This is a genomic window from Chryseobacterium shigense (assembly GCF_900156575.1).
Taxonomy (GTDB): domain Bacteria; phylum Bacteroidota; class Bacteroidia; order Flavobacteriales; family Weeksellaceae; genus Chryseobacterium; species Chryseobacterium shigense.
In genome coordinates, this window is the sequence record NZ_FTNY01000002.1 from 429914 (window position 1) to 451323 (window position 21410).

Annotated in this window: 23 protein-coding genes; 17 read left to right on the forward strand and 6 right to left on the reverse strand. The window is 37.7% G+C overall.

Annotated elements, in window-relative coordinates:
• The first annotated feature begins 316 nt into the window (after positions 1 to 316).
• Positions 317 to 454, forward strand: a complete 138-nt coding sequence (locus BW964_RS22495; RefSeq protein WP_165570718.1) for a hypothetical protein — start codon at positions 317 to 319, stop codon at positions 452 to 454.
• A gap of 82 nt (positions 455 to 536) precedes the next feature.
• On the opposite strand, the gene cobC is transcribed toward BW964_RS22495, so the two are convergent.
• The 3 genes from cobC to cobT are packed head-to-tail and all read right to left on the reverse strand — an operon-like array spanning position 537 to position 2863.
• Positions 537 to 1091, reverse strand: a complete 555-nt coding sequence (gene cobC / locus BW964_RS07370; RefSeq protein ID WP_076506084.1) for an alpha-ribazole phosphatase — start codon at positions 1089 to 1091, stop codon at positions 537 to 539.
• Positions 1076 to 1858, reverse strand: a complete 783-nt coding sequence (locus tag BW964_RS07375) for an adenosylcobinamide-GDP ribazoletransferase (protein ID WP_084175694.1) — start codon at positions 1856 to 1858, stop codon at positions 1076 to 1078. Before BW964_RS07375 ends, cobC begins: the two co-directional genes overlap by 16 nt.
• Positions 1859 to 2863, reverse strand: a complete 1005-nt coding sequence (gene cobT, locus BW964_RS07380) for a nicotinate-nucleotide--dimethylbenzimidazole phosphoribosyltransferase (RefSeq protein WP_076506086.1) — start codon at positions 2861 to 2863, stop codon at positions 1859 to 1861.
• A 326-nt stretch (positions 2864 to 3189) separates the two neighbouring features.
• Here cobT and BW964_RS07385 point away from each other — a divergent pair, with 326 nt between their 5' ends.
• From BW964_RS07385 to BW964_RS07405, 5 genes are all read left to right on the forward strand, one after another.
• A complete protein-coding gene (locus tag BW964_RS07385; protein ID WP_076506088.1) occupies positions 3190 to 3939 on the forward strand; it encodes a nucleotidyltransferase domain-containing protein in 750 nt (249 codons plus the stop codon).
• A gap of 21 nt (positions 3940 to 3960) precedes the next feature.
• A complete protein-coding gene (locus tag BW964_RS07390) occupies positions 3961 to 4614 on the forward strand; it encodes a hypothetical protein (protein WP_123911932.1) in 654 nt (217 codons plus the stop codon).
• 34 nt (positions 4615 to 4648) lie between these two features.
• Positions 4649 to 5380: an ATP-grasp domain-containing protein gene (locus tag BW964_RS07395; protein WP_076506091.1), complete on the forward strand. Its 732-nt coding sequence runs from the start codon at positions 4649 to 4651 to the stop codon at positions 5378 to 5380.
• A 133-nt stretch (positions 5381 to 5513) separates the two neighbouring features.
• Positions 5514 to 5921, forward strand: a complete 408-nt coding sequence (locus BW964_RS07400) for a hypothetical protein (protein ID WP_123911931.1) — start codon at positions 5514 to 5516, stop codon at positions 5919 to 5921.
• Positions 5922 to 6119: 198 nt separating this feature from the next.
• Positions 6120 to 7178: a nucleotidyltransferase domain-containing protein gene (locus BW964_RS07405; protein ID WP_076506095.1), complete on the forward strand. Its 1059-nt coding sequence runs from the start codon at positions 6120 to 6122 to the stop codon at positions 7176 to 7178.
• Between the two features lie 70 nt (positions 7179 to 7248).
• Here the strand turns inward: BW964_RS07405 and BW964_RS07410 are convergent, their stop codons facing one another.
• Entirely contained in the window at positions 7249 to 7593 is a 345-nt protein-coding gene (locus BW964_RS07410) for a TfoX/Sxy family protein (protein ID WP_076506096.1), read from the reverse strand.
• Positions 7594 to 7758: 165 nt separating this feature from the next.
• On the opposite strand from BW964_RS07410, the gene BW964_RS07415 reads away from it, so the two are divergent.
• From BW964_RS07415 to BW964_RS07430, 4 genes are all read left to right on the forward strand, one after another.
• Positions 7759 to 8274, forward strand: coding sequence for a DUF2975 domain-containing protein (locus BW964_RS07415; RefSeq protein WP_076506715.1), 516 nt, complete (start codon positions 7759 to 7761; stop codon positions 8272 to 8274).
• The gene (locus BW964_RS07420; RefSeq protein WP_034726695.1) at positions 8274 to 8477 is read left to right on the forward strand and encodes a helix-turn-helix domain-containing protein; all 204 of its coding nucleotides are present in this window, start codon (positions 8274 to 8276) and stop codon (positions 8475 to 8477) included. The genes BW964_RS07415 and BW964_RS07420 overlap by 1 nt, the downstream gene beginning before the upstream one ends.
• 290 nt (positions 8478 to 8767) lie before the next feature.
• The gene (locus BW964_RS07425) at positions 8768 to 9640 is read left to right on the forward strand and encodes an ABC transporter ATP-binding protein (RefSeq protein ID WP_076506098.1); all 873 of its coding nucleotides are present in this window, start codon (positions 8768 to 8770) and stop codon (positions 9638 to 9640) included.
• A gap of 2 nt (positions 9641 to 9642) precedes the next feature.
• Entirely contained in the window at positions 9643 to 12810 is a 3168-nt protein-coding gene (locus tag BW964_RS07430; protein ID WP_076506099.1) for an ABC transporter permease/M1 family aminopeptidase, read from the forward strand.
• Between the two features lie 301 nt (positions 12811 to 13111).
• Here BW964_RS07430 and BW964_RS07435 read toward each other — a convergent pair whose 3' ends face one another.
• Complete coding sequence (locus BW964_RS07435) at positions 13112 to 15373, reverse strand: polyribonucleotide nucleotidyltransferase (protein WP_076506101.1); 2262 nt, start codon at positions 15371 to 15373, stop codon at positions 13112 to 13114.
• A 450-nt stretch (positions 15374 to 15823) separates the two neighbouring features.
• Between BW964_RS07435 and BW964_RS07440 the strand changes: the two genes are divergently transcribed.
• Positions 15824 to 17245, forward strand: a complete 1422-nt coding sequence (locus tag BW964_RS07440) for a sugar MFS transporter (protein WP_076506102.1) — start codon at positions 15824 to 15826, stop codon at positions 17243 to 17245.
• Between the two features lie 214 nt (positions 17246 to 17459).
• Positions 17460 to 17819, forward strand: a complete 360-nt coding sequence (locus tag BW964_RS07445; RefSeq protein ID WP_076506104.1) for a DUF4260 domain-containing protein — start codon at positions 17460 to 17462, stop codon at positions 17817 to 17819.
• A gap of 56 nt (positions 17820 to 17875) precedes the next feature.
• Here the strand turns inward: BW964_RS07445 and rpsO are convergent, their stop codons facing one another.
• Entirely contained in the window at positions 17876 to 18145 is a 270-nt protein-coding gene (rpsO, locus tag BW964_RS07450) for a 30S ribosomal protein S15 (RefSeq protein ID WP_073334059.1), read from the reverse strand.
• Between the two features lie 175 nt (positions 18146 to 18320).
• Here rpsO and BW964_RS07455 point away from each other — a divergent pair, with 175 nt between their 5' ends.
• The 5 genes from BW964_RS07455 (at position 18321) to mgtE (ending at position 21409) form a co-directional block, all read left to right on the forward strand.
• Positions 18321 to 18872 (forward strand): pyruvate decarboxylase, encoded by a 552-nt coding sequence (locus BW964_RS07455; protein WP_076506105.1) that lies wholly within the window; start codon positions 18321 to 18323, stop codon positions 18870 to 18872.
• A 545-nt stretch (positions 18873 to 19417) separates the two neighbouring features.
• Positions 19418 to 19561, forward strand: coding sequence for a bacteriocin-like protein (locus BW964_RS22500; RefSeq protein WP_165789170.1), 144 nt, complete (start codon positions 19418 to 19420; stop codon positions 19559 to 19561).
• 29 nt (positions 19562 to 19590) lie between these two features.
• The gene (locus tag BW964_RS22505) at positions 19591 to 19731 is read left to right on the forward strand and encodes a hypothetical protein (protein WP_165789169.1); all 141 of its coding nucleotides are present in this window, start codon (positions 19591 to 19593) and stop codon (positions 19729 to 19731) included.
• Between the two features lie 11 nt (positions 19732 to 19742).
• Entirely contained in the window at positions 19743 to 19916 is a 174-nt protein-coding gene (locus BW964_RS22510) for a bacteriocin-like protein (protein WP_165789168.1), read from the forward strand.
• A 170-nt stretch (positions 19917 to 20086) separates the two neighbouring features.
• Positions 20087 to 21409, forward strand: coding sequence for a magnesium transporter (mgtE, locus tag BW964_RS07460; RefSeq protein ID WP_076506717.1), 1323 nt, complete (start codon positions 20087 to 20089; stop codon positions 21407 to 21409).
• Position 21410 lies beyond the last annotated feature (1 nt).

A 21410-nucleotide genomic window follows, 5' to 3' on the forward strand; every position in this document is an offset into this window, starting at 1 on the left:
TTACTCCTGAATTTTTTAACCGCAAAAGGGACAAAGGTTTTTAAACGCTCAAGTTATTTTTAAGCTCAATAGTTTGCGAATAGGAAGTTCCCTTAAGTTTGAAAATCAAAGATTTTCGTGATGACTAAAATGCGTCGGAGTTGAATTCCCCTCCGGTGGAGGGGTGGCAAAAATTCAAAGAATTTTTGACGGGGTGGTTCCCTACAACATAAAATTGTCACTCTAAAATATCACCTCCTCTAAAACACTGATCTATAAAGAAAATTTCAAAATGGCTCAGAAATTGTATTTATCTGCACATTAAAAAAATCATACTATGAAATCAAGAATATTTAAAGCATTGATTGCAATTATAGCCCCTATTGCGATAGAGTATATCGTAAAAAAGATATCTGAGAAATTAGATAAAAAAGAAGAAGATAAAGGAAAAGGTCCAAAGCAGATTACTGCTTAAAACCTGAAAGTAGTTAGAATTTAATTTTATTGAAAAGAGGCCGTCACTTAGGTGTACAGCCTCTTTTTTATTTTTTATCGGATCATCCGTTCAGCTTCTTCACAGAAAAATTGCCTTCATTCACCTGAATAATCACTTTCTTTCCGTAGTCGATCTGTATCTTAAATAGATTTTCCAAAGGAAACTCTAAAATTGACTGTAGAATCAGACGGATGACTCCGCCGTGGGTAACAATTAAAGCTTTATCCATATTCTTCTCTGTAGTAAGTTCATTCCAAAAGCTCATTACACGAGCCTGCATCTCAAGTAGATTTTCTCCTCCTGAAGCTTTTACATGGATAAAATCACGATACCAGGGATTAATTTCTTCTTCCGGAATATCGGTCCATTTTTTCATTTCCCAGTCCCCGAAATTCATTTCCCGAAGCCTTTCATCTGTCTTATAATTCAATTTAAAATGTTCTGCCAAAAGGGTACATCTGCCGGAAGGACTTGAAATTACCTGATCAAAGTTTTCATTAAGATCTAAAGCCTTACAATCTTCTGCAAAATTATTCCGTAAAGGAATATCTGAAAAACCATAACACAGATTCTCAGGATTTTCCACAGCGGTATGCCGGATTAAATGAATTTCCATACGATCATTGTTCCTAAATAAAATAAAACTTCACAAACCTGCTGTACAGAACCCAGACAGTCTCCGGTATATCCTCCGATATGTTTTTTAAAATACCATCCCATATAGATTTTCCCTAAGTAGGCCAGTATAAAAGCGAAGATCAGACGCCAGTCCGGAATAAGAGCAAAAGCAACCAGAACACTTATAAATCCTGTTACTAAGGCAGTTCCATTCAACGGTTTATTGGCTAAAGGTTTGGATTTGCTGGTATCAATATCTGTCACATAGTCATGGGTATAGATCATCGTTCCAGAGATAAACCGACTTACGGTATGAGCAAGAACAATCAGACCTAAGGTTTTAAGCAAATCTATTGTTCCCAGTGCCTGAATACTGTAAAATTTCAATGCAAACAGAAGAATAATCCCAATCGTTCCGTAAGCTCCTACTCTGCTATCTTTCATAATGGTAAGGATCTTTTCTTTTCCATATCCACCTCCGAAACTGTCACACATATCCGTGAAACCGTCTTCATGAAAAGCTCCTGTCAGCAAAACACTGCCAATCATCATCAGAATGATGCCTGTTTCCAGATTAAAAAGATGGACCGATAAATATAAAATCAGCGCATTAATCAATCCCACCAGCAATCCTACCCAGGCGAAATATTTTTGAGACTTATTCATCATCTCACTTGAATACGGAACCTTAAAAGGAACCGGGATTCTCGTAAAAAACATCAATGCCGTGGCGAAATAGTTTATTTCGTTTTTTATGAATTTCATTTATTCTTTATTTGAAACATGAGCGTCTTCGAAACTTGACATTTCGTTCAGGAAATTAACCGCACTCTGAATCAGTGGATAAGCAAGTGCGCAACCTGTTCCTTCTCCCAGACGTAAATTGAGATTGAGTAATGCTTTTTGCCCCAACAGCCCGATCAACTGAAGGTGGGCTTTTTCATCACTTACATGACAAAAGATACAATGATTGATTATTTCAGGATTCTTTTTCCATGCAGTGGCTACCGCAACGGTTGCAATAAAGCCATCTACCATGATCAGCATATTCTGACGAAAAGCTTCTTCCATAGCCCCTATCATCTGGGCAATTTCCAGTCCTCCAAATGTTTGCACAATGTCATCAGGAGTAGATATCCCAGGATACTTTTCTATGGCAGCAGACAAAATATTGATCTTGTTCTGTAGCTGATCATCATTCAAACCTGTCCCACGTCCAATACAGCTTACAATTGGCAAATCAAACAATTGGCTCATCATCAGGGAAGAAGCTGAAGTATTTCCGATTCCCATTTCACCGAAACCAATAATATTACATCCGGTTTCAGCAATCTCAGCAACAACCGATCTTCCATTTTCCAACGCCTGCTGATATTCTTCAACCGTCATGGCAGGTTCCTCAAGGATATTACGGCTTGATTTTCTGACTTTTTTATTAATCAATTCCAAATCTTCAGGAAAATCAAAATTCACTCCGGCATCCACAATCTTAATGGCTATATGATGCTGTCTGCAAAACACATTGATCGCTGCCCCTCCCCCAAGAAAATTCATCACCATCTGGTAGGTAACTTCCTGCGGATAGGCACTTACGCCCGCTGTCGCAATTCCATGGTCTGCTGCGAAAACCACCATATGCGGGTTTAAAAGTTCCGGAGAAACCGTTTTTTGAACCATCCCGATCTTATGAGCTAAATATTCCAAATGTCCCAATGCTCCCAAAGGTTTCGTTTTAAAGTCTATTGTCTGTTGTAATTGTTCTGCTAACATTGATGTACAGGTAGTTTTAATTAAAGTATGAAGTTGCAATATTAGTGAAATTAGGAATAGGGTGGCAGGGATTAGGTAGCAGGTTGTAGGGATGGTGCTTAAGGTTGAAATTATGGTCTTTTGATTTTAGTCAAGAGTTAAAAAACAAAATTTCAGCTGCAAAACATGATATATCTATAAACCAGCAACTAAAAAACCAGCAACTAGCAACCAAAACTCATCACTCATAATTTATAACTCATCACTCGTCAAAACTCTCAAACTCAGCAACGCAACGCAAAAACACTGCGCACTACTACTTTTACTTTGCATTAAAATTGAATAAAATGACTCCAAAAATACTAGAAAAAATAAAAGAAATAGAGGCCGAACGTGGGATAGAAGTCCTTTTGGCCGTAGAATCCGGAAGCAGAGCCTGGGGTTTTGCATCACCGGACAGCGATTATGATATACGTTTTATCTACAGACATGAAAAAGATTGGTATCTTTCTCCGTGGGATAAAGACGAAACGATAGAATTCATGACTGAGGATGATCTTGACGGTTCCGGATGGGATCTTCGAAAGACTTTTCATCTTTTGCTGAAATCGAATGCAGCTCTATTAAGTTGGTTTTACTCATCTATCGTTTACAAAAAGAACGAGAAATTTGTGGAGCTCTTCAATCCCATAGCAGATACTTGTTTTTCGCCGATAGCAGTTTCTTACCACTATCTGAGCATGAGCAAAAAATATCTGGAAGCCTGCAGAAGCGATGAAGTGAAACTGAAAAGCTATTTTTACTGTTTAAGAACAGCACTCACAGGAAAATGGATCATAGAAAAAGGAACAGTTCCACCAGTTTTGTTCAGTGAATTGCTGGTTTTGGTTGATGATTTTACCCGAAGAAAGATAGAAGACCTTATCGCTTTAAAAGCTACAAAAGGAGAATCTTATTATCATTCTAATGACTGGGAACTTTTTGGATTTCTGGAGAAAACCGTGTTGGAAAACGAAGAGAAATCTAAAAGTCTTAAGGGTGGGAAACCGGATAAAAGGGAGATGGAAAGGGTGTTTAGGGAGATATTGAAACTGTAGATGAGTTATGAATGATAAGTTATGAGAATAGGAATATTTGATTTTTTTAAAAGGAAAAGTAAACCATTGATGGCTAAAAAGGAGGTGAAAAATGTTACACCCGTCATTCACTCTTTCATAAAACAATGCCAGTTTTTAAAAGAAGAATTTAGATTGGTTATTCCACAGTCTTCCATTGATTGCCTGATTCGTTTCAATCTTCCGGTAGATCATTATTACTACAGCCTTTTTTGGCATTTTGACAACGATTTTCTTGAAGTATTTTATAATGAAAAATTTATCCAAGGGATTGTAGACCGCTATCAGAAAGTATATGGTGCAGATGCGGATTTAAAAAACTTACAGGATCAATTGGACGAGGCAAAATTTGAATTCAGTCTCAGGAATGATTCCTTTCACAGCAATACTATGGATTTTGATCTTATCGATCAATGCTATGCTGAATTTAAAGCTTCCGGTGAAGAACTTATGATCACGCTTAATTTCGATTACGAGAATCTGATCCTTAACACAGAACTGAAAGGATATGTAGGTCAGAATTATCCCAGTTTTAATGGACTTTATAAAACAACGGCCGGCATACAATATAAACAGCTGGAAGATTTTAAATTACTGGAAGATATTATCCAAAATTTACTGGATAATAAAGAGAAAAATAAGAACTTTCCTTTTTAACAGAATCTGAGCTTAGAAATAAAAAACAGGACACATGAAAAATATAATAGCGCTTTCTCCCATGTATACGGAAGACAGCAACAATCTGAAAAAGGCGTCCATCCATTCGCCTTACGAACTGAATCGTTTTAATGCCAAATGGAATGTTCCGGAAGAGTTCCGGGTAGATGTTATTGCGGTGTATGGTGAAGATATTTATGCCGAGATTGTTGCCGATCAGTGTGGACTTACGCTGATGAAACCTGATGACAACTGGCTTTCCCTTATTTCTGAAGACTTTACAAAACGTAAAATTTCTTACGGGCAGATGAAGGACTACGTTGATCAGGAAAATATTTTTATTAAATGTTCTGATTTTAAAAGTTTCAAGGCCGGAGTTTATCAAAAAGTTACAGATATCAAAGGTTTTGATACGGTAGATCTCAATTCTACGGTTTTCACATCAGAAGTTGTGGAGTGGCAACTGGAAGTGAGATGCTTTGTTTTACACGGTGAACTCAAAACCTATTCTTCCTATTGGCGGAACGATGCATTTGATATGAATCCGCTTTCAGAGCAGGAAGAAAATGATCTATTTGTATTTTTTGATTCGTTTATCAGAAAGTACGCTTCTACCCTTCCGGCAGCTATTGTTTTGGACTTTGGGGTTATCAAAGAAAAAGGCTGGGCTTTGATCGAAGCGAATCCGGCCTGGTGCTCAGGTTTGTATGCCTGTGATGCGGAAAAAGCGCTGGAGGTGATTGTGGAGAGTTGTGTGAAGAATTAAACACCTTTCTTAAATTCTATTTATCGAAATCAATGGAAGGAGTAATAAAGTATTATATTAAAGCTCTGGAAAACTAATGTTTTTTTAGAGCTTTTTTAACTATCACGGATTGACTATATAAATGATAATTATTATGTGTACACCCAATAATGAAATAAAGTTTTGCACCTGTATCGAAGGAAACATACATGACATAAAGGATATTTATATCTGGATTTTAAATAGATATGAGGGCTCGAAAGCATCATCAAGACTTGGGAAAATCATGATTATTACTAAGGATCTTGAGAATGGTATATCTATAAAAAATATCACCGCAAAATTAAATACAGAAAATATTTTCGATTTTGATTATACTCCTCAGGAAAAGGATACTTTAGATATTAGTTTTAATGCAAAAAACCGCGATGAATATAAATATTTCACACTTATATTTAAAGACAAAACTTGGCAGGAAGGTAGAAATCCAGTTTTCACAACCATTAGTAAAGATATAGCAAAAGGAGAAATACAAATCATATACAAAGAAGAAAATACATGAATGATGAATTATAAAATATCATTTCAGGAAAGAGCTAGGTTAGGCATGGATATGCTATCCAAGAAGTCTCCCGTTACTTTAGAGCAAGCAAAAAGTCAGGCCAGACTCTGGAAAAGGAAAGCAGATCAAAAGTGAAGAAACAATGCTTATAAATCAAAACAACTTCCAAATTAACGTTATTTTAGAAGATCTCCATCAATGACCATCCAAGACTTAAAAACCAACAACCTCATCCTCTTCGAAGCCATCTCCGGCAGCCGCGCTTTCGGGTTGGCCACAGAAAATTCGGATACGGATATCCGTGGGGTTTATTATCTGCCGAAAAAAGATTTTTTCGGACTGAATTATATCCCGCAGATTTCTAATGAAACCAATGATATTACCTATTATGAGATTGGCAGATTGGTAGAACTTCTGCAGAAAAACAACCCCAATATTCTTGAAATGCTGGCAAGTCCGGAAGAATGTATCCTGCACAAAGATCCGTTGATGGATTTGCTGCGTACGGAAGATTTTTTATCTAAATTATGTAAAGATACCTTTGCAGGATATGCTATTTCACAAATTAAAAAAGCGAAAGGGCTCAACAAAAAAATCCTTAATCCCATTGAAAAAGAAAGAAAATCTGTTCTGGATTTCTGCCACATTCTGGAAAATCAGGGATCGGTTCCTTTGAAGAAATGGCTCACCGACAACGCAAAATTTCACGAAAAATGCGGACTGATCAGCATCGGGAATACAAAAGGGATGCACGCCCTGTTTTATGATGAGTCCGGAACTTTGGGCTATAGGGGAATTATTCAGCATGAAGAAGCCAATCAGGTGTCTCTGTCTTCCGTTCCTAAGGATGAGAACCCCCTAGTTTATCTTTCATGCAATCTGGACGCCTACTCCACTTATTGCAAAGACTATAAGGAATACTGGAAATGGGTGTCTGAACGTAACGAAGACCGCTATAACGTCAATCAGCAGCACGGCCAGAATTATGACAGCAAGAATATGATGCATACCATCCGCCTTTTGCAGTCGTGTGAGCATATTTTTAAGACAAACTCTTTACAGATCCGCGTAGACAACAGAGAGGAATTGCTTGATATCAAAGCCGGAAACTGGTCTTATGAAAAAGTAATGCAAAAAGCTGAAGATCTGATAGATTCGATAGAACATGAGCATCCAACTTCTCTGCTTCCTGACAGTCCGGATCTAAAAGAGACGGAAAAAATCTTAATAGAAATACGCGAAAAATTATACTGCTAGTTTTCAATCTTAATATTCTTAATAACTCAATTTCACCTTAATGGTTTAAAAAAAATTAGGAATATTAAGGTTATTTTTTCTTTGATGCTTTAGCTATTGCATTGTAATCCAGGCCTATTTTTATCCAGAATTCAAAATCAGCCTGTTTTTGAAATCCTATAGGTTCCACATAGCAATATCCTTTGAGCTGCTTTCCTTTCATGATCATGGGAAGAAAACCTGTTCTTTCTGAAACTTCCTCTTCCAGATCAGGGTCATAACGGCACATAAGATGATCATGGCTTATATTAATGCACATTTTATCATTGACCAAAAATGCTAATCCACTGAACATTTTCTTTTCCTTAATTTCAAGATCAGAAATTTCCGAAAGCCGTTCACGAACTCTGTCCGCCAGTTCAATATTATATGCCATGAGAAATAATTTTATCATTTAAATTTAGGCAAAAAACATAGTAAACAACGCCTATTTTTTTATTTTCAAATTCCATTTAAGATTCAGTAAATATTTTTTTATTTAAAATAATTATTGTTTTACGATAATTAATTATACATTTGCAATAGTTAAATGATTATTGCCATGAACCAGACCAAAATTATTGCGAAGATTCTGTACTACATTTGTATCGTACTCTCGGCGGGGTATCTGATCACTTTTGTCTATTCAATGGTATGCCTGCTCACCGGTTTTGCAATTACCCCGTATAAGGATAATATGTTTTTGCATATCAACTATCCTTTTACAGAGCAGTCGTTTCTGAATATTGAACGTAGCTGCTCTTATATCATCTTCTCATTCTTACTGGTTTTAATTTCCTACGGGATTTTTTTCTGGCTTTCGGCAAAGGTTTTCAAAGTATTTTTTCAGTCAAAACTGTTTACAAAAGAAAATATACTTCAGCTTACGAGATTTTACCTGTATAATATTTTCATTCCACTTCCGATAGTTATCATAGCAAGTTTCTTTGTGGAGGTAGAAAGTATGATCTGGGGACTGGTGTTTATTCACTTTATACTTGGAATTTTCTGTCTGTTTCTTGCGAATATCTTCAGGCAAGGGCTACATTTGCAAAACGAACAAGACCTATTTATATAATGCCGATCATAGTCAACTTAGATGTCATGCTAGCCAAGCGAAAAATGCAGAGTAAAGAACTGGCAGAAAAATTAGGAATTACCCCTGTAAACCTTTCCATTCTTAAAACCGGAAAAGCCAAAGGAGTCCGTTTCGATACCCTGGAAGCGATCTGCAAAATTCTTGAATGTCAGCCCGGAGATATTTTGGAGTTTAGGGAATAGGTTGCGTGGTGCGTGTTTGAGAATCGGAGAGTTTGAGGATAAATTTTGGTTGTCAGTTGCTGGTTATTAGTTGGATAGTTATTAAGCTAATGAATCATTGTCCTGTATCTAAAATCTTGATTCTTGTCTCTTGTCCCTTGTCTCGAAAATCCACCTTTGACATTCATTCCCTCAGCCTAAAATCTGACATCTGATATCTGATATCTGAAATCTGAAATCTGAAATCTAATATCTACAAATAAGCAACCACAACGGTCTGCCCTACCCTTCTATTATCCCAACCTTATCATATGAATACTTTATCTATCAACAATCTCAGCCTCATTTACAAAAATGGCTATCAGGCGGTTAAAGAGATATCGCTTGAGATCTGCAATGGCATGTTTGGCTTACTTGGACCGAACGGAGCCGGAAAATCTTCTTTAATGAAAACCATCGTTGGACTGCAGAAACCCACTTCAGGAACGATCATTTTCAATGGAGCAGATATTTCCCAAGACCCTGATTTCATTAAACAAAATCTGGGGTTTCTTCCCCAGGATTTTGGCGTCTATCCGAAAGTTTCCGCGTATGATCTTCTGGAGCATATCGCTGTTTTAAAAGGAATTACCAACAGTACGGAGCGTAAAGGACAAATCCTGAGTCTTCTTGAAAAAGTCAATCTTTCGGATTTCAGAAAAAAAGAAGTTCATACTTTTTCCGGAGGCATGAAACAGCGTTTCGGGGTGGCACAGGCTCTTTTGGGGAATCCCAAGATCATTATTGTAGATGAACCGACTGCTGGCCTTGATCCTGAAGAGCGTAACCGTTTCAATTCTCTTCTGAATGACATCAGCAAAGAGGTTATCGTTATTCTTTCAACCCATTTGGTGGAAGATGTCCGGAATTTATGCTCGGAAATGGCTGTTATGAATAATGGACAGATTCTACGACAAGGAAAACCGGCAGAACTAATTTCCGAGCTGGAAAACAGAATCTGGTCTAAACCAATTGACAAAAACGAACTGGAAAATTACCTTTCCTGTTATGACATCATCAGCCGCCAGCTGATCGAAAGAGAACTTCACATTACTGTATTTTCGGAAGAACAGCCAAGAGGTTTCATTGCCGTCACTCCCCTTCTGGAACACGTTTACTTCCATACCCTCACCCAAAAACCTTAATCATGAACACCCTATTTTTATTTGAAGCCGGACGCATCACCAAGCACTGGCCAGCTTATCTTATAGCCTTTATTCTGATAGGTATCGGAGGCTTTTGCGGCAATACATTCAACCTCACTGTAGGGGAAGGAATCTATCTGAACTCACCGTATACCATTGGTTTTATGACAGGAATGATGAGTCTCTCCATTATATTTATTGCGGTTATTTTTGCGGTACAGCTGCTTTTCAAAGACTCAGATTCAAAATTTGATGTTTTGCTTTTTTCATTTCCTTTGTCTAGATGGACTTATCTAAATGGGAAATTCAGCATCTATTTTTTACAGACTTTTTTAAGTTTTTTCTTTTTAATGGCAGGTTTTCTTTCAGGCCAGATCCTGCGGACAGGAAGTGAAATGCAGAGCTATTTCAATGGAGGCTATTACCTGTATCCTGTGCTTATTTTTGGTCTCATTAATTGTTTTTTTGTATGCAGTTTTCTCTTTTTTATTTCATTGACAGCGAAGAAAAAATTACTGACTGTCGTAGGCGGGCTTCTGCTTTATGTTCTGTATATGGTCATTTTAGTCTTTTCCAATTCGCCTTTTATGGCAGGAAGTTTACCTCAATCCGTCGAGACTCAGCAATTGTCAGCCCTTGCAGATCCGTTTGGATTGTCATCTTATTTCTTTGAAGCCAGAACCTATTCTGTTCATCAAAAAAACACTTCAATAGTGTATATGACAGGATATTTGCTCATCAACAGAATTATTTTTCTCACGATGGCGGCTTTATTTCTTCTGCTTACCTACCGCTTATTTTGTTTTTCATCGGTTTCTCAACAAAAAGTAAGAAAAACGGCTTCCTATGCTGAAAATCAAAGCACTTCTTTGGTTCCTTATAATGGGTCAGCACTGGATTTCGGTAAAAAAAATGCGCTCCGTTCCCTGTTTTCCTTTGCAAAGATTGATTTACTTTATCTTTTCAGAAGCATCGGTATTCCTGCAGTTTCAATACTTCTGCTTTTCTTCGTAGGAATGGAAATGTATGCCGAGATTGAAAAAGGGATCCGTCTTCCGCAGAAGTATGCCAGTTCCGGTCTGATGGCCACCACAATTTCAGAAAACTTTCCGCTGTTCGGATTTCTTCTTGCCGCTTATTTTATTAATGATCTATATTGGAGGAGCCGTTCTTCCGGATTTTCTCTGATCGAAGACAGTACTTTCTTTTCAAAATACAAAGTGGCAGGACATTTCATTTCTATTACTGCTCTGCTTTTTCTTTTGACAACGATCTTAATTACTGAAGGTATTCTGTTTCAGGCGGCTTATCAATATTTCTCTGTCGATTGGACTGCTTATCTGAGTGTGTTTCTTTTCAACACTTTTCCGTTGGTTCTCTTCTCAGGACTCCTACTGTTCATCAATCATCATATCCGGAATAAATTTATTGCTTTAGGGAGTTCCGTTCTTATGGTATTTTTGCTGACAGGTCCTGCTTCCGGAAAATTAATTCCTTATCCTCTATTCAGAATATTTTCAGATTTTAAAGGCAGTTACAGTGACTTCAGCGGATATGGAGTCTATACCTATGCTTTTGCAGAAAGACTTGTATTCGGTGCGGGATTGATTTCATTTTTATGGATGATCAATACTATTGTCAGAGCAAAAAAAGTTAAACTGGCTCTCTTTATTCCCAGCCTTCTTTTGCTTATTTCAGGGGTTTACGCAGGAACATTTTTCATGAACGGCTATATTCCGAAAAATGAAGAGCAAACCATCTCAGCAGCGGCTCAGTATGAAAAAGATTGTAAGCAATATGAAAATCTTCCTCAGCCACAAATTACCGATGTGACGACGGAGATTGCATTATATCCTTCAGAAAACTCATATCGGATCACCGGAAAATATATCCTGGTCAACTTTACGGATCAGTCTATTGACAAAATCCTTATTAATTTTAATCCGGATCTCAAGATTGAATCCGCTATTCTTAGTGCAGGTTCTGAAATAATAAAATTAAACAAAAACACCTCAGAAGTTGAAGTAAAGAAGCCTATTAAGCTTGGAGAAAAAGCTTATCTGGAATTTCAACTTTCGTATAAATGGTATGCTGTGAACGGACATCAATCCTTTAATGCCATTATAGAAAACGGCTCCTTTATGAGAATCAGCAGATATTATCCTACGGTCGGATATCAAAAAGGGGAAGAAATTCAGGATGAACAACGGCGAACGGAGAATCATCTTGCAAAACTTGCAGACTTAAAAAAGCCGGAAGATCCGGAAGTCTTTGAAAAGGATTTTATCCATCTAGATATGACGGTTTCCACGGAAGACAACCAAACCGCTATTGGTACCGGAGATCTGGTTAAAAAATGGGAAAAGTCGGGACGAAATTATTTTCAGTACAAAGCGGAAAGTATTCCGTTCCGTTTGGCAGTGTCGTCTGCGGATTATCAAACCAAAAGTGTCTTGTATAAAGGTATTACGGTGAATATTTTCTACCACAAAAAACATTTCGAAAATGTAGATCACCTCCTTGACAACGCAAAAATTACGCTGGATTACTGTGAACAGAATTTTGGAAAATATCCTTTTAAAACGGTCAGTTTTGCTGAAATCTCATCTTTTACCAGAGGATTTGCAGCAACAGCGTATCCGTCTGCCATCTTTATGCCTGAAGATATGATTTTCCATGCCAATATCAATGCTGATAAAGAGCAGGATGTCATCAATGAGCTTGCAGGACACGAACTGTCTCATTTGTGGTGGGGAAACAGCCAAATAGACCCTGATAACAGAGAAGGTGACGTGATGCTTACGGAAACCCTGGCCATGTACACCGAAATGATGCTTTACAAAAAAATGCACGGCACCAAAAAAATGAAGCAAAGGATCGACATGCATCAGCAAATCTATGACAATGAAAAGGGACTCTCTGAAAACATACCTATTTACAAGGCTACTGGTGATTCTCCGCATATAGCGTATTCAAAAGGCGCTGTAGCCATGGTGAGATTAAGTGAATTGCTTGGCGAAGAGCAGGTAAATAAGGCACTACAGCATTTCCTTCAGAACAATCACTATCCCAGAAAACCGTCTTCGGTAGATCTGCTTCATGAATTTTATAAAATCTGCCCTGATGCAGCTACAAAAAAGCAGGTAGATACATTATTTAAAACAATATAGGTCGTCTTTTAAACTGATGATAAAGATTTTATCAGCGAAATAAACAGAGCGTAAACTCAGCTCAACTTTGCTGAAATCTTCGATTTTCCTGCGTCTTAAAAACATCAATATTTTTCAAACTTTGCGCCCTTGCGTATACCAACAGCCTCTCTTGATCTCATCAGTAAAAAGAAAAGGATTAGGTAAAAAACTTTGCTTAAAAAAGACAGAAACCTATTTCAGGGTTTTACTACTCTATTATTATATCAAAAAAAATCCCTCAAATTGAGGGATTTCATATATCTATCTAAGATTTTAAATCTTAAGCTTCAGATGAAGGATTTTGATTTTCCTTTGGAGCCTGATCAGCTGGTCTTCTATCCCCTTCTGGTCTGTCCTGTCTTTCTGGTCTTCTGTCACCTTGAGGTCTGTCTTGTCCTTCAGGTCTTGGTTTAGACTCAGGTCTTGCAGGTCTTGGCAACAAAACTTTTCTTGAAAGCTTCATTTTCTTACGGTCATCATAACCCATGAACTTCACTTCCACTTCGTCTCCTTCGTTGTAAGGTACTTTATCTAGGCGAGCCCATTCGATTTCAGAAATGTGAAGTAATCCTTCAGTTCCTTTTGCAATCGCTACAAAAGCTCCGAAATCCATTACTTTTACCACTTTTCCTTGATACACTTCCCCTACTACCGGTACAAATGTAATCTCGTTGATTCTGGCGATTGCAGCATTGATCTTCTCTCTGCTTACCCCAGAAATCTCGATTCTTCCGATTTCTCCTACTTCTTCAATAGCAATAACAGTATCTGTATCTTTTTGAAGCTGCTGAATAATTTTTCCACCAGGTCCGATCACGGCACCGATGAAATCTTTAGAGATCTCAAGCATTACCATTTTCGGAGCGTGAGGTTTCACGTCTTCTCTTGGTACTGCAATGGTTTCAGTGATTTTATTAAGGATATGTAATCTTCCGTCTTTAGCTTGTAAAAGCGCTTTCTCCATGATATCCATAGAAAGTCCCTGGATTTTGATATCCATCTGACAAGCGGTAATTCCGTCTGCTGTTCCGGTTACTTTAAAGTCCATATCTCCCAAGTGATCTTCATCTCCTAAGATATCAGAAAGAACCGTAAATTTTCCAGTCTTAACGTCTGTTACTAATCCCATTGCGATACCGGAAACAGGTTTTGTAATCTGAATACCCGCATCCATCAACGCTAAAGTTCCTGCACAAACAGTGGCCATAGAAGATGAACCGTTGGATTCTAAAATATCAGAAACGATACGGATCGTATAAGGGTTTTCTTCAGGAATCATATTTGCCAAAGCTCTCTGAGCCAGGTTTCCATGTCCTACTTCTCTTCTTGAAGTTCCTCTTAAAGGTCTTGCTTCACCCGTTGAGAACGGCGGGAAGTTATAGTGTAAGAAGAATCTTTCGTCATAATTCACCATTACGCTGTCTACCATGTTCGCATCTTTCACTGAGCCTAGCGTTACCGCTGTTAAAGACTGAGTTTCACCTCTTGTGAAGATGGCAGAACCGTGAGCTCCCGGTAAATAATCTATTTCGCTCCAGATTGGACGAATGGTTTCAGGATCACGACCATCAAGACGGATTTTATCATTCAAAATCATCTGACGCATCGCTTCTTTCTCTACATCATGGAAATATACTTTAGCGAAAGGAGTTACTCTTTCTAATTCTTCAGCATTTTCAACATATTGCGATAAAAATTCAGCTAAAACAGCTTTGAATTTTTCACCTCTTTCTTCTTTTGCTGAAGGTTGCTTAGCAACTTCATATACTTTATCGTATGTTTCTTTCCACACTTTCTCACGGATCGCTTCATCGTGATTTTCGTGGCTGTATTCTCTTTTTGGGAATGATTTACCTACTTTTTCAGCTAATCTTTCCTGAGCTTCAACTTGTTTTTTGATTTCTACGTGAGCAAACTGGATCGCTTCAAGCATTTCCTGCTCAGAAATTTCTTTCATCTCTCCTTCTACCATTACGATAGAATCTTTAGTTGCTCCTACCATGATGTCAAGGTCGGCAATTTTAAGATCTGCATAATTAGGGTTCACAGAAAGTTCACCGTTGATTCTTACCACTCTTACTTCAGACATTGGTCCGTTGAAAGGAATATCGGTAATAGCGATTGCTGCAGAAGCGGCAAGACCTGCCAAATCATCAGGAATCGACTGTCCGTCATAAGAAATTAATGAAATCATCACCTGAACTTCCGCATGGAAATCTTCAGGGAATAATGGTCTAAGAACTCTGTCTACCAAACGCATCGTTAAGATCTCCTGATCCGATGGTCTCGCTTCTCTTCTAAAGAAATTTCCAGGAATTTTACCTCCTGCGTAAAATTTTTCTCTGTAATCTACAGTTAAGGGTAGGAAATCTACTCCTTCTTTTGCTTCTTTACTGGCTACCACCGTTGCTAAAAGCATGGTCCCACCTATTTTTACGACTACAGAACCATCAGCCTGTTTTGCTAATTTTCCTGTTTCAATTGTAATTTCTCTGCCGTCTGCAAGAGTAATCGTTTCTGTAATTGCTTGAGGTATACTCATAAATTGTTTTGTGTTGCACTCCGTATTGAGTGCTTTAATTATTGATAGTTCGTCTAAATTTTCGTTTGCAAAGATAACGTATAATAATGAGATATTAAATTTTCAATCTCAGAAATAGTATGCGGGATTATAAGATTTTATCCTCCTATTTTATCAATGAAGTAAGAATTACTTACGAAATGTTCAACTTATTCATCATATTTCATCAATAAAAAGATTTTTTCCAAAGAAAATTCATCAAAGAATCCGACCATTTTCGTATTATTGTCTCAAAAAAAGTAAATACTATTTTTATCTTCGCAAAGACAATCTGTTTACAGAAAAAAACACCTGAAAAGTTGCAGAAAAACAGGCTACTGCCTTATATTTGCCACGCTTCTCAAAATATATATGCAGCAGACGAAACCAACTGAAAGAGCTTAACAATTCTTTTCAAATAAATAAATGTTTATGATCAATAAAGAAGTAAAAACACAGAGCAGAAATTATACGATCCCGTTAATCACGATCACACTGCTCTTTTTTATGTGGGGATTTATCACCTGTATGAATGATATCCTGATCCCTTATCTGAAACAGCTTTTCAAACTCACCTTTTTCGAATCCATGCTGGTACAGTTCTGTTTTTTCGGAGCGTATTTTATCGGTTCACTGATTTATTTCCTGATTTCTATTACCAAAGGAGATCCTATTAATAAAGCGGGCTACAAAAAAGGAATTATGTTCGGTATATTTCTCGCGGCCTTTGGCTGTATTTTATTTTATCCGGCAGCAACTTTTTCTTATTATCCTTTATTTCTGGGGGCCTTGTTTATTCTAGGGCTTGGTTTTACAGTACTGCAGATCACTGCAAATGCTTATGTTTCCTTACTTGGAAGCGAAGAATCAGCGTCCAGCCGTCTGAATATGACGCAGGCTTTCAACGCCTTCGGAACAACGATTGCACCGGTATTGGGAGGACATTTGATTTTTGAATTTTTCTCAGCTCCGGACGGTTCTTTCAGCGCAGTAGCTACCAGAATCCCTTATTTGATTTTTGCAGGAATTCTTTTATTGGTTGCTTTACTGATTTCACGAGTAAAACTTCCTTCTTTCCAGACCCAGGAAGAAGAAATTGTGAAAGGTTGGGGTGCCCTTAAGTTCAGTCATCTTAAATTTGGTGTTTTTGCCATGTTCTGTTATGTAGGTGGAGAAGTAGCGGTAGGAAGCTTTATTATCAGCTTTTTGGAGCAGCCTCAGATCATGGGTTTTAATGAAATCATCAGTAAAAATTATCTTTCGCTCTATTGGGGAGGTGCGATGATCGGACGTTTTCTTGGGGCTATTTCTTTAAACCAGTCGTTAAGTCAAAGCAAAAAAGCTATATACATGCTGGGGGCAGCCGCCGCCGTTTTCCTTGTCATTTTCAGTATTGTAGACCTGACCTTTTCACAGATCAGCTTTTTCTTAGTATTCATCGCACTTAATTTTGTAGCATTCTTTATCGGTAAATCAGCTCCGGCAAGAACATTGTCTATTTTTGCAGCAGTGAATGTGGTGCTTCTTATCTCCGCGATGGTGAATCATGGTGAGCTGGCGATGTACAGTATTTTAGGAATTGGGATCTTTAACTCTATTATGTTCTCCAATATCTATACGTTGGCGATTTCCGGTTTGGGTAAATATACCAGCCAGGGATCTTCATTAGTGGTGATGGCCATTCTGGGAGGTGCTATCGTTCCTATTTTCCAGGGCTATCTTGCCGATCAGTTCGGGGTACAGCATTCATTTATTATTCCTGTATTCTGCTATCTGGTGATCCTGATTTTCGGAGCGTATTGCACCAAATACTTAGGACATGTGGAAAGCACTGAAGCCAAATCCGGACATTAAAACCGGCTAGTGAAGGATTGTAAATTAATTGGCAGTGGTGAGTTTTACTGACGAGCAAAATTGATCATTCACATTCAAATAATACATTATTTTAAACAATACTATAAAAGTGAGATGTTTTTTAGAAACGTCTCACTTTTGTTTTTAAGTCTGACTTAAGATGTAACTTTTACAAGGAATAAAGCACTAATCTGGTAATGACTATCTTTTGATTATGAAGTTTCAGCTAAAGCTAGAGTATTTTACCTTTTGGGTATTGGGAATGTTTGCTTTTGAGCGGACTGGACTTTCGTGGTGGTGGTTTGCCGCCTTATTTTTTGCCCCTGATATTTCCATGCTGGGATATGCTGTGAACAGTAAAACCGGAGCATTTTTCTATAATCTGTTTCACCATCTGGGATTGGCGATCCTTATATATATTAGCGGAGCTGCCCTTCATTTACCGTATGTGCAGATGATCGGAGCTATCTTGTTCTCCCACTCTTCATTTGACCGGATTTTAGGCTACGGACTGAAATACCCGGACAGCTTTCAGAATACTCATTTGGGGAAAATTGGAAAAGACAAGAATTAGGGATAAAAAAAAGCAACCTCTTTCGAGATTGCTTTTATTTTGAAAATCTTTGTAGATTATTTTCTTAAACCTAATTCAGCAATAATTGCTCTATATCTTGCGATATCTTTGTTTTTAAGGTAATCTAGTAAACTTTTTCTCTTACCTACCAATTTCACTAGAGATCTCTCTGTGTTGAAATCGTGACGGTTAGCCTTTAAATGCTGAGATAAGTGATTGATTCTGAAAGTGAAAAGAGCTACTTGTCCTTCAGCACTTCCTGTGTCCGTTGCAGATTTTCCGTGTTTTGAGAAAATTTCCTGCTTTTTTTCTGTTGTTAAGTACATTCCAATATTTGTTTAATGATTATTATGTAACGGCTGCAAAATTACAACTATTTTTTTATTCAGCAAAACATTATTGATTTCATGTATCAAATTTGATAGAAAAAAATGTTAAAAATTTCTTAATAAATTGTATGTCATCCAACGAAAAGGCAGTAATTTTGCATACGAATTACAAATGAGAAAAATTATACTCTTTACAGCACTCAGTTCTTTTTTACTGATCGGTGTTATTTCAGTGAAAGCACAGAAAAATGCAGATAATAAAGTAAAAAAAATCCTATACTTCAATCCCGAGGTAGAACCTGATATTGAAGAAATTAAAGAACCTACCCATCACGCTTTCTTCAGCGCTGTTTCCGATAATTTCAGCGGAAGAAGAAATAAAATGCTCAGAGCCGAGGTTCAGATCCCTTTCGACAGCGTAGAAAAACAAACGATCACCGACTACTGCGTCAATAATGATGCAGATTTTGCCATTGTTCCTAAAGTAAGGTATTTTAAGGTAGGTATTGGTAAATATGTTTTTTCCAATCAGGTCGTGGTGAGTATGAAACTTTTCGATGCGGGAGGAAATCTGGTTACTGAAACAGATTATGACACGTACAAAAAAAATATGCGACTCCTGGGCTCTACCGAAAACTCCATAAAGATTGGTACCGATGGTGCTATAAAAGGTATTCTGAAAAAACTACGGAAACTTAAACATTCAGAAGGAGCAGAGCTTTAGAGGTGAAAAGTGAATTTTGCTTTGCAAGTTAATGCTCAATTTTGAGCGATGGTAAAAATTGTCTTTGACGATTCACAAACACCCAACATTCTTTGAATGTGAATGGTCAATTCTGCTTCGCAGGGCAATCGTCAATTTTGGGCAATGGTAAAATTCACCTTTGACGATTCACAATTATTCAACATTCTTTGAATGTGAATGGTCAATTCTACTTCGCAGGGCAATCGTCAATTTTGGACGATGGTAAAATTAACCTTTGACGATTCACTATTCACAATTGTTCCCTTTTTAAACGCGAAATGTCAATTCTGCTGCGCAGGGCAATCGTCAATTTTGGACGATGGTAAAATTAACCTTTGACGATTCACTATTCACAATTGTTCCCTTTTTAAACGCGAAATGTCAATTCTGCTGCGCAGGAAAATCTCCTCATAAAACTAAAAAACATCCAAACACCCTGATTACTAGATAAATATTTTCACCATTTGATGAATAATTAAATATTTTTTACTATTTTAGTTCAACAAATTAAAAATTTATACAGTATGAAAAATTTAAAAAAACTCAACAGAGAACAGCAGAAACAAATTAATGGAGGCGCTATTAACAAATGCGGCCCAACAAGACCTTGTAGTATTGGATGGTGCTGCGATGGCGCTTGCAAAGAATATGCCTGCATTGAATTTTAATCTTTTATGTAATGATCTAAATTATTAATATGAATACATTGAAAAAACTCAACAGAGATCAGCAAAGACAAATCAATGGTGGAGGTATTGACAAATGCAGTGCAACCAAACCATGCTTTATAGGTTTTTGCTGTAGAGGCCTTTGTATGGAATATGATTGTATTGATTAAAATTAGTTAATATGAAAAATCTAAAGAAACTCAACAGAAAACAAAAGCAGGAAATCCAGGGTGCCGGTATGGTAAAAAAGTGCCAGATCCACAATCAGTGCGGATTTCAGGAGTGCTGCGACGGAGGAATGTGCATGCCTTCACTCTACTACCCTTTATGCGGACCTATTCTTGAAATAACATAGGTATTTATGCTTTAAAATTTAATTTTTTGACATCTGCTCCGGCAGATGTTTTTTTATGTTGCAAAGGGCGCTCAATTCTACTTTATACTTTAATTAATCCTTAATTTTGCCCGTTTCTTTTTTAGTCTTAAAATTTTGAATTATTTTTGCATATCCAAAAAATTCACGCTTTGAATTCCAGAGACGAACTTATCTTCAATCCCGCCGACATTGCCGAAACTCTTAGCAGCCTTCCTGCTGATGAGAGGCTTCTTGCGTTTTTGAAGGTTCCAAAAGAATACAAAGCTGACGTTTTCTCTCACCTTGATCCTGATTTCCAGGAAGATACCATCCGAAGCATTGGAAGTGAAGAGGTTTCTGAGATCCTGAACGGGATGACTCCGGATGACAGAACTGCTCTTTTCGAAGATTTTCCGGATGAACTGATCAAGTATTCTATTAATCATCTTAATCCACAGGAAAGAAGAATTGCTCTGAAGCTTCTGGGCTACGATTCAGACTCTATTGCCCGTCTGATGACCCCTTACTACATCCAGATCCGTAAAGAATGGACCGTAAAAAGATGTCTTCAGCAGATCAAAAAGGTCGGGAAAAGAGTGGAAACCATGAATCATCTTTACGTAGTGGATGAAAGAAACCGTCTGATTGACGATATCGCTTTAGGAAGCCTTCTTTTGGCTGAAGAAGATACTCTGATCTCAGATATGACAGACAATCATTTTGTCGCAATCATGACCACCACTTCAAAGGAAGATGCAGTAACCTATTTTGAAAAATATGACAGAACTGCTCTTCCCATCATTACTGAAGCGGGTGTTCTTGTAGGCATTGTGACCATTGATGATATCCTGGACCAGATCGAACAGCAAAACACAGAAGATATTCAGAAATTCGGAGGTCTTGAAGCTCTTGATGATCCTTACACGCAGACTTCTCTTTTGGAAATGGTGAAAAAAAGAGGGACATGGCTGATCATTCTGTTTTTCTCTGAAATGCTTACTGCTTCTGCGATGGGTTATTTTGAGGATGAAATTCAAAAGGCTGTAGTTCTTGCCCTTTTTGTACCTCTTATTATTTCCAGTGGAGGAAACTCAGGTTCTCAGGCTGCCACGCTTATTATCCGTGCGATGGCTCTTCAGGAAATCGGTCTTAAAGACTGGTGGTATGTCATGAAAAAAGAGATTTTCACCGGTTTAGCACTTGGGAGTATTCTGGGCGTCATCGGCTTTTTAAGGATCATGGTATGGCATGAGGCAGGATTCTTCAATTATGGAATGTACTGGCCTTATGTAGGTTTAAGCGTAGGGGTTTCTTTGGTTATGATCGTTCTTTGGGGAACGCTTTCAGGCTCTATGGTTCCATTTATTCTGAAAAGACTAAACCTGGACCCTGCTACTTCTTCTGCTCCCTTTGTAGCCACTCTGGTAGACGTTACCGGTCTTATTATTTATTTTTCCGTAGCCGGACTTTTCTTAACAGGAAAACTTTTGTAAT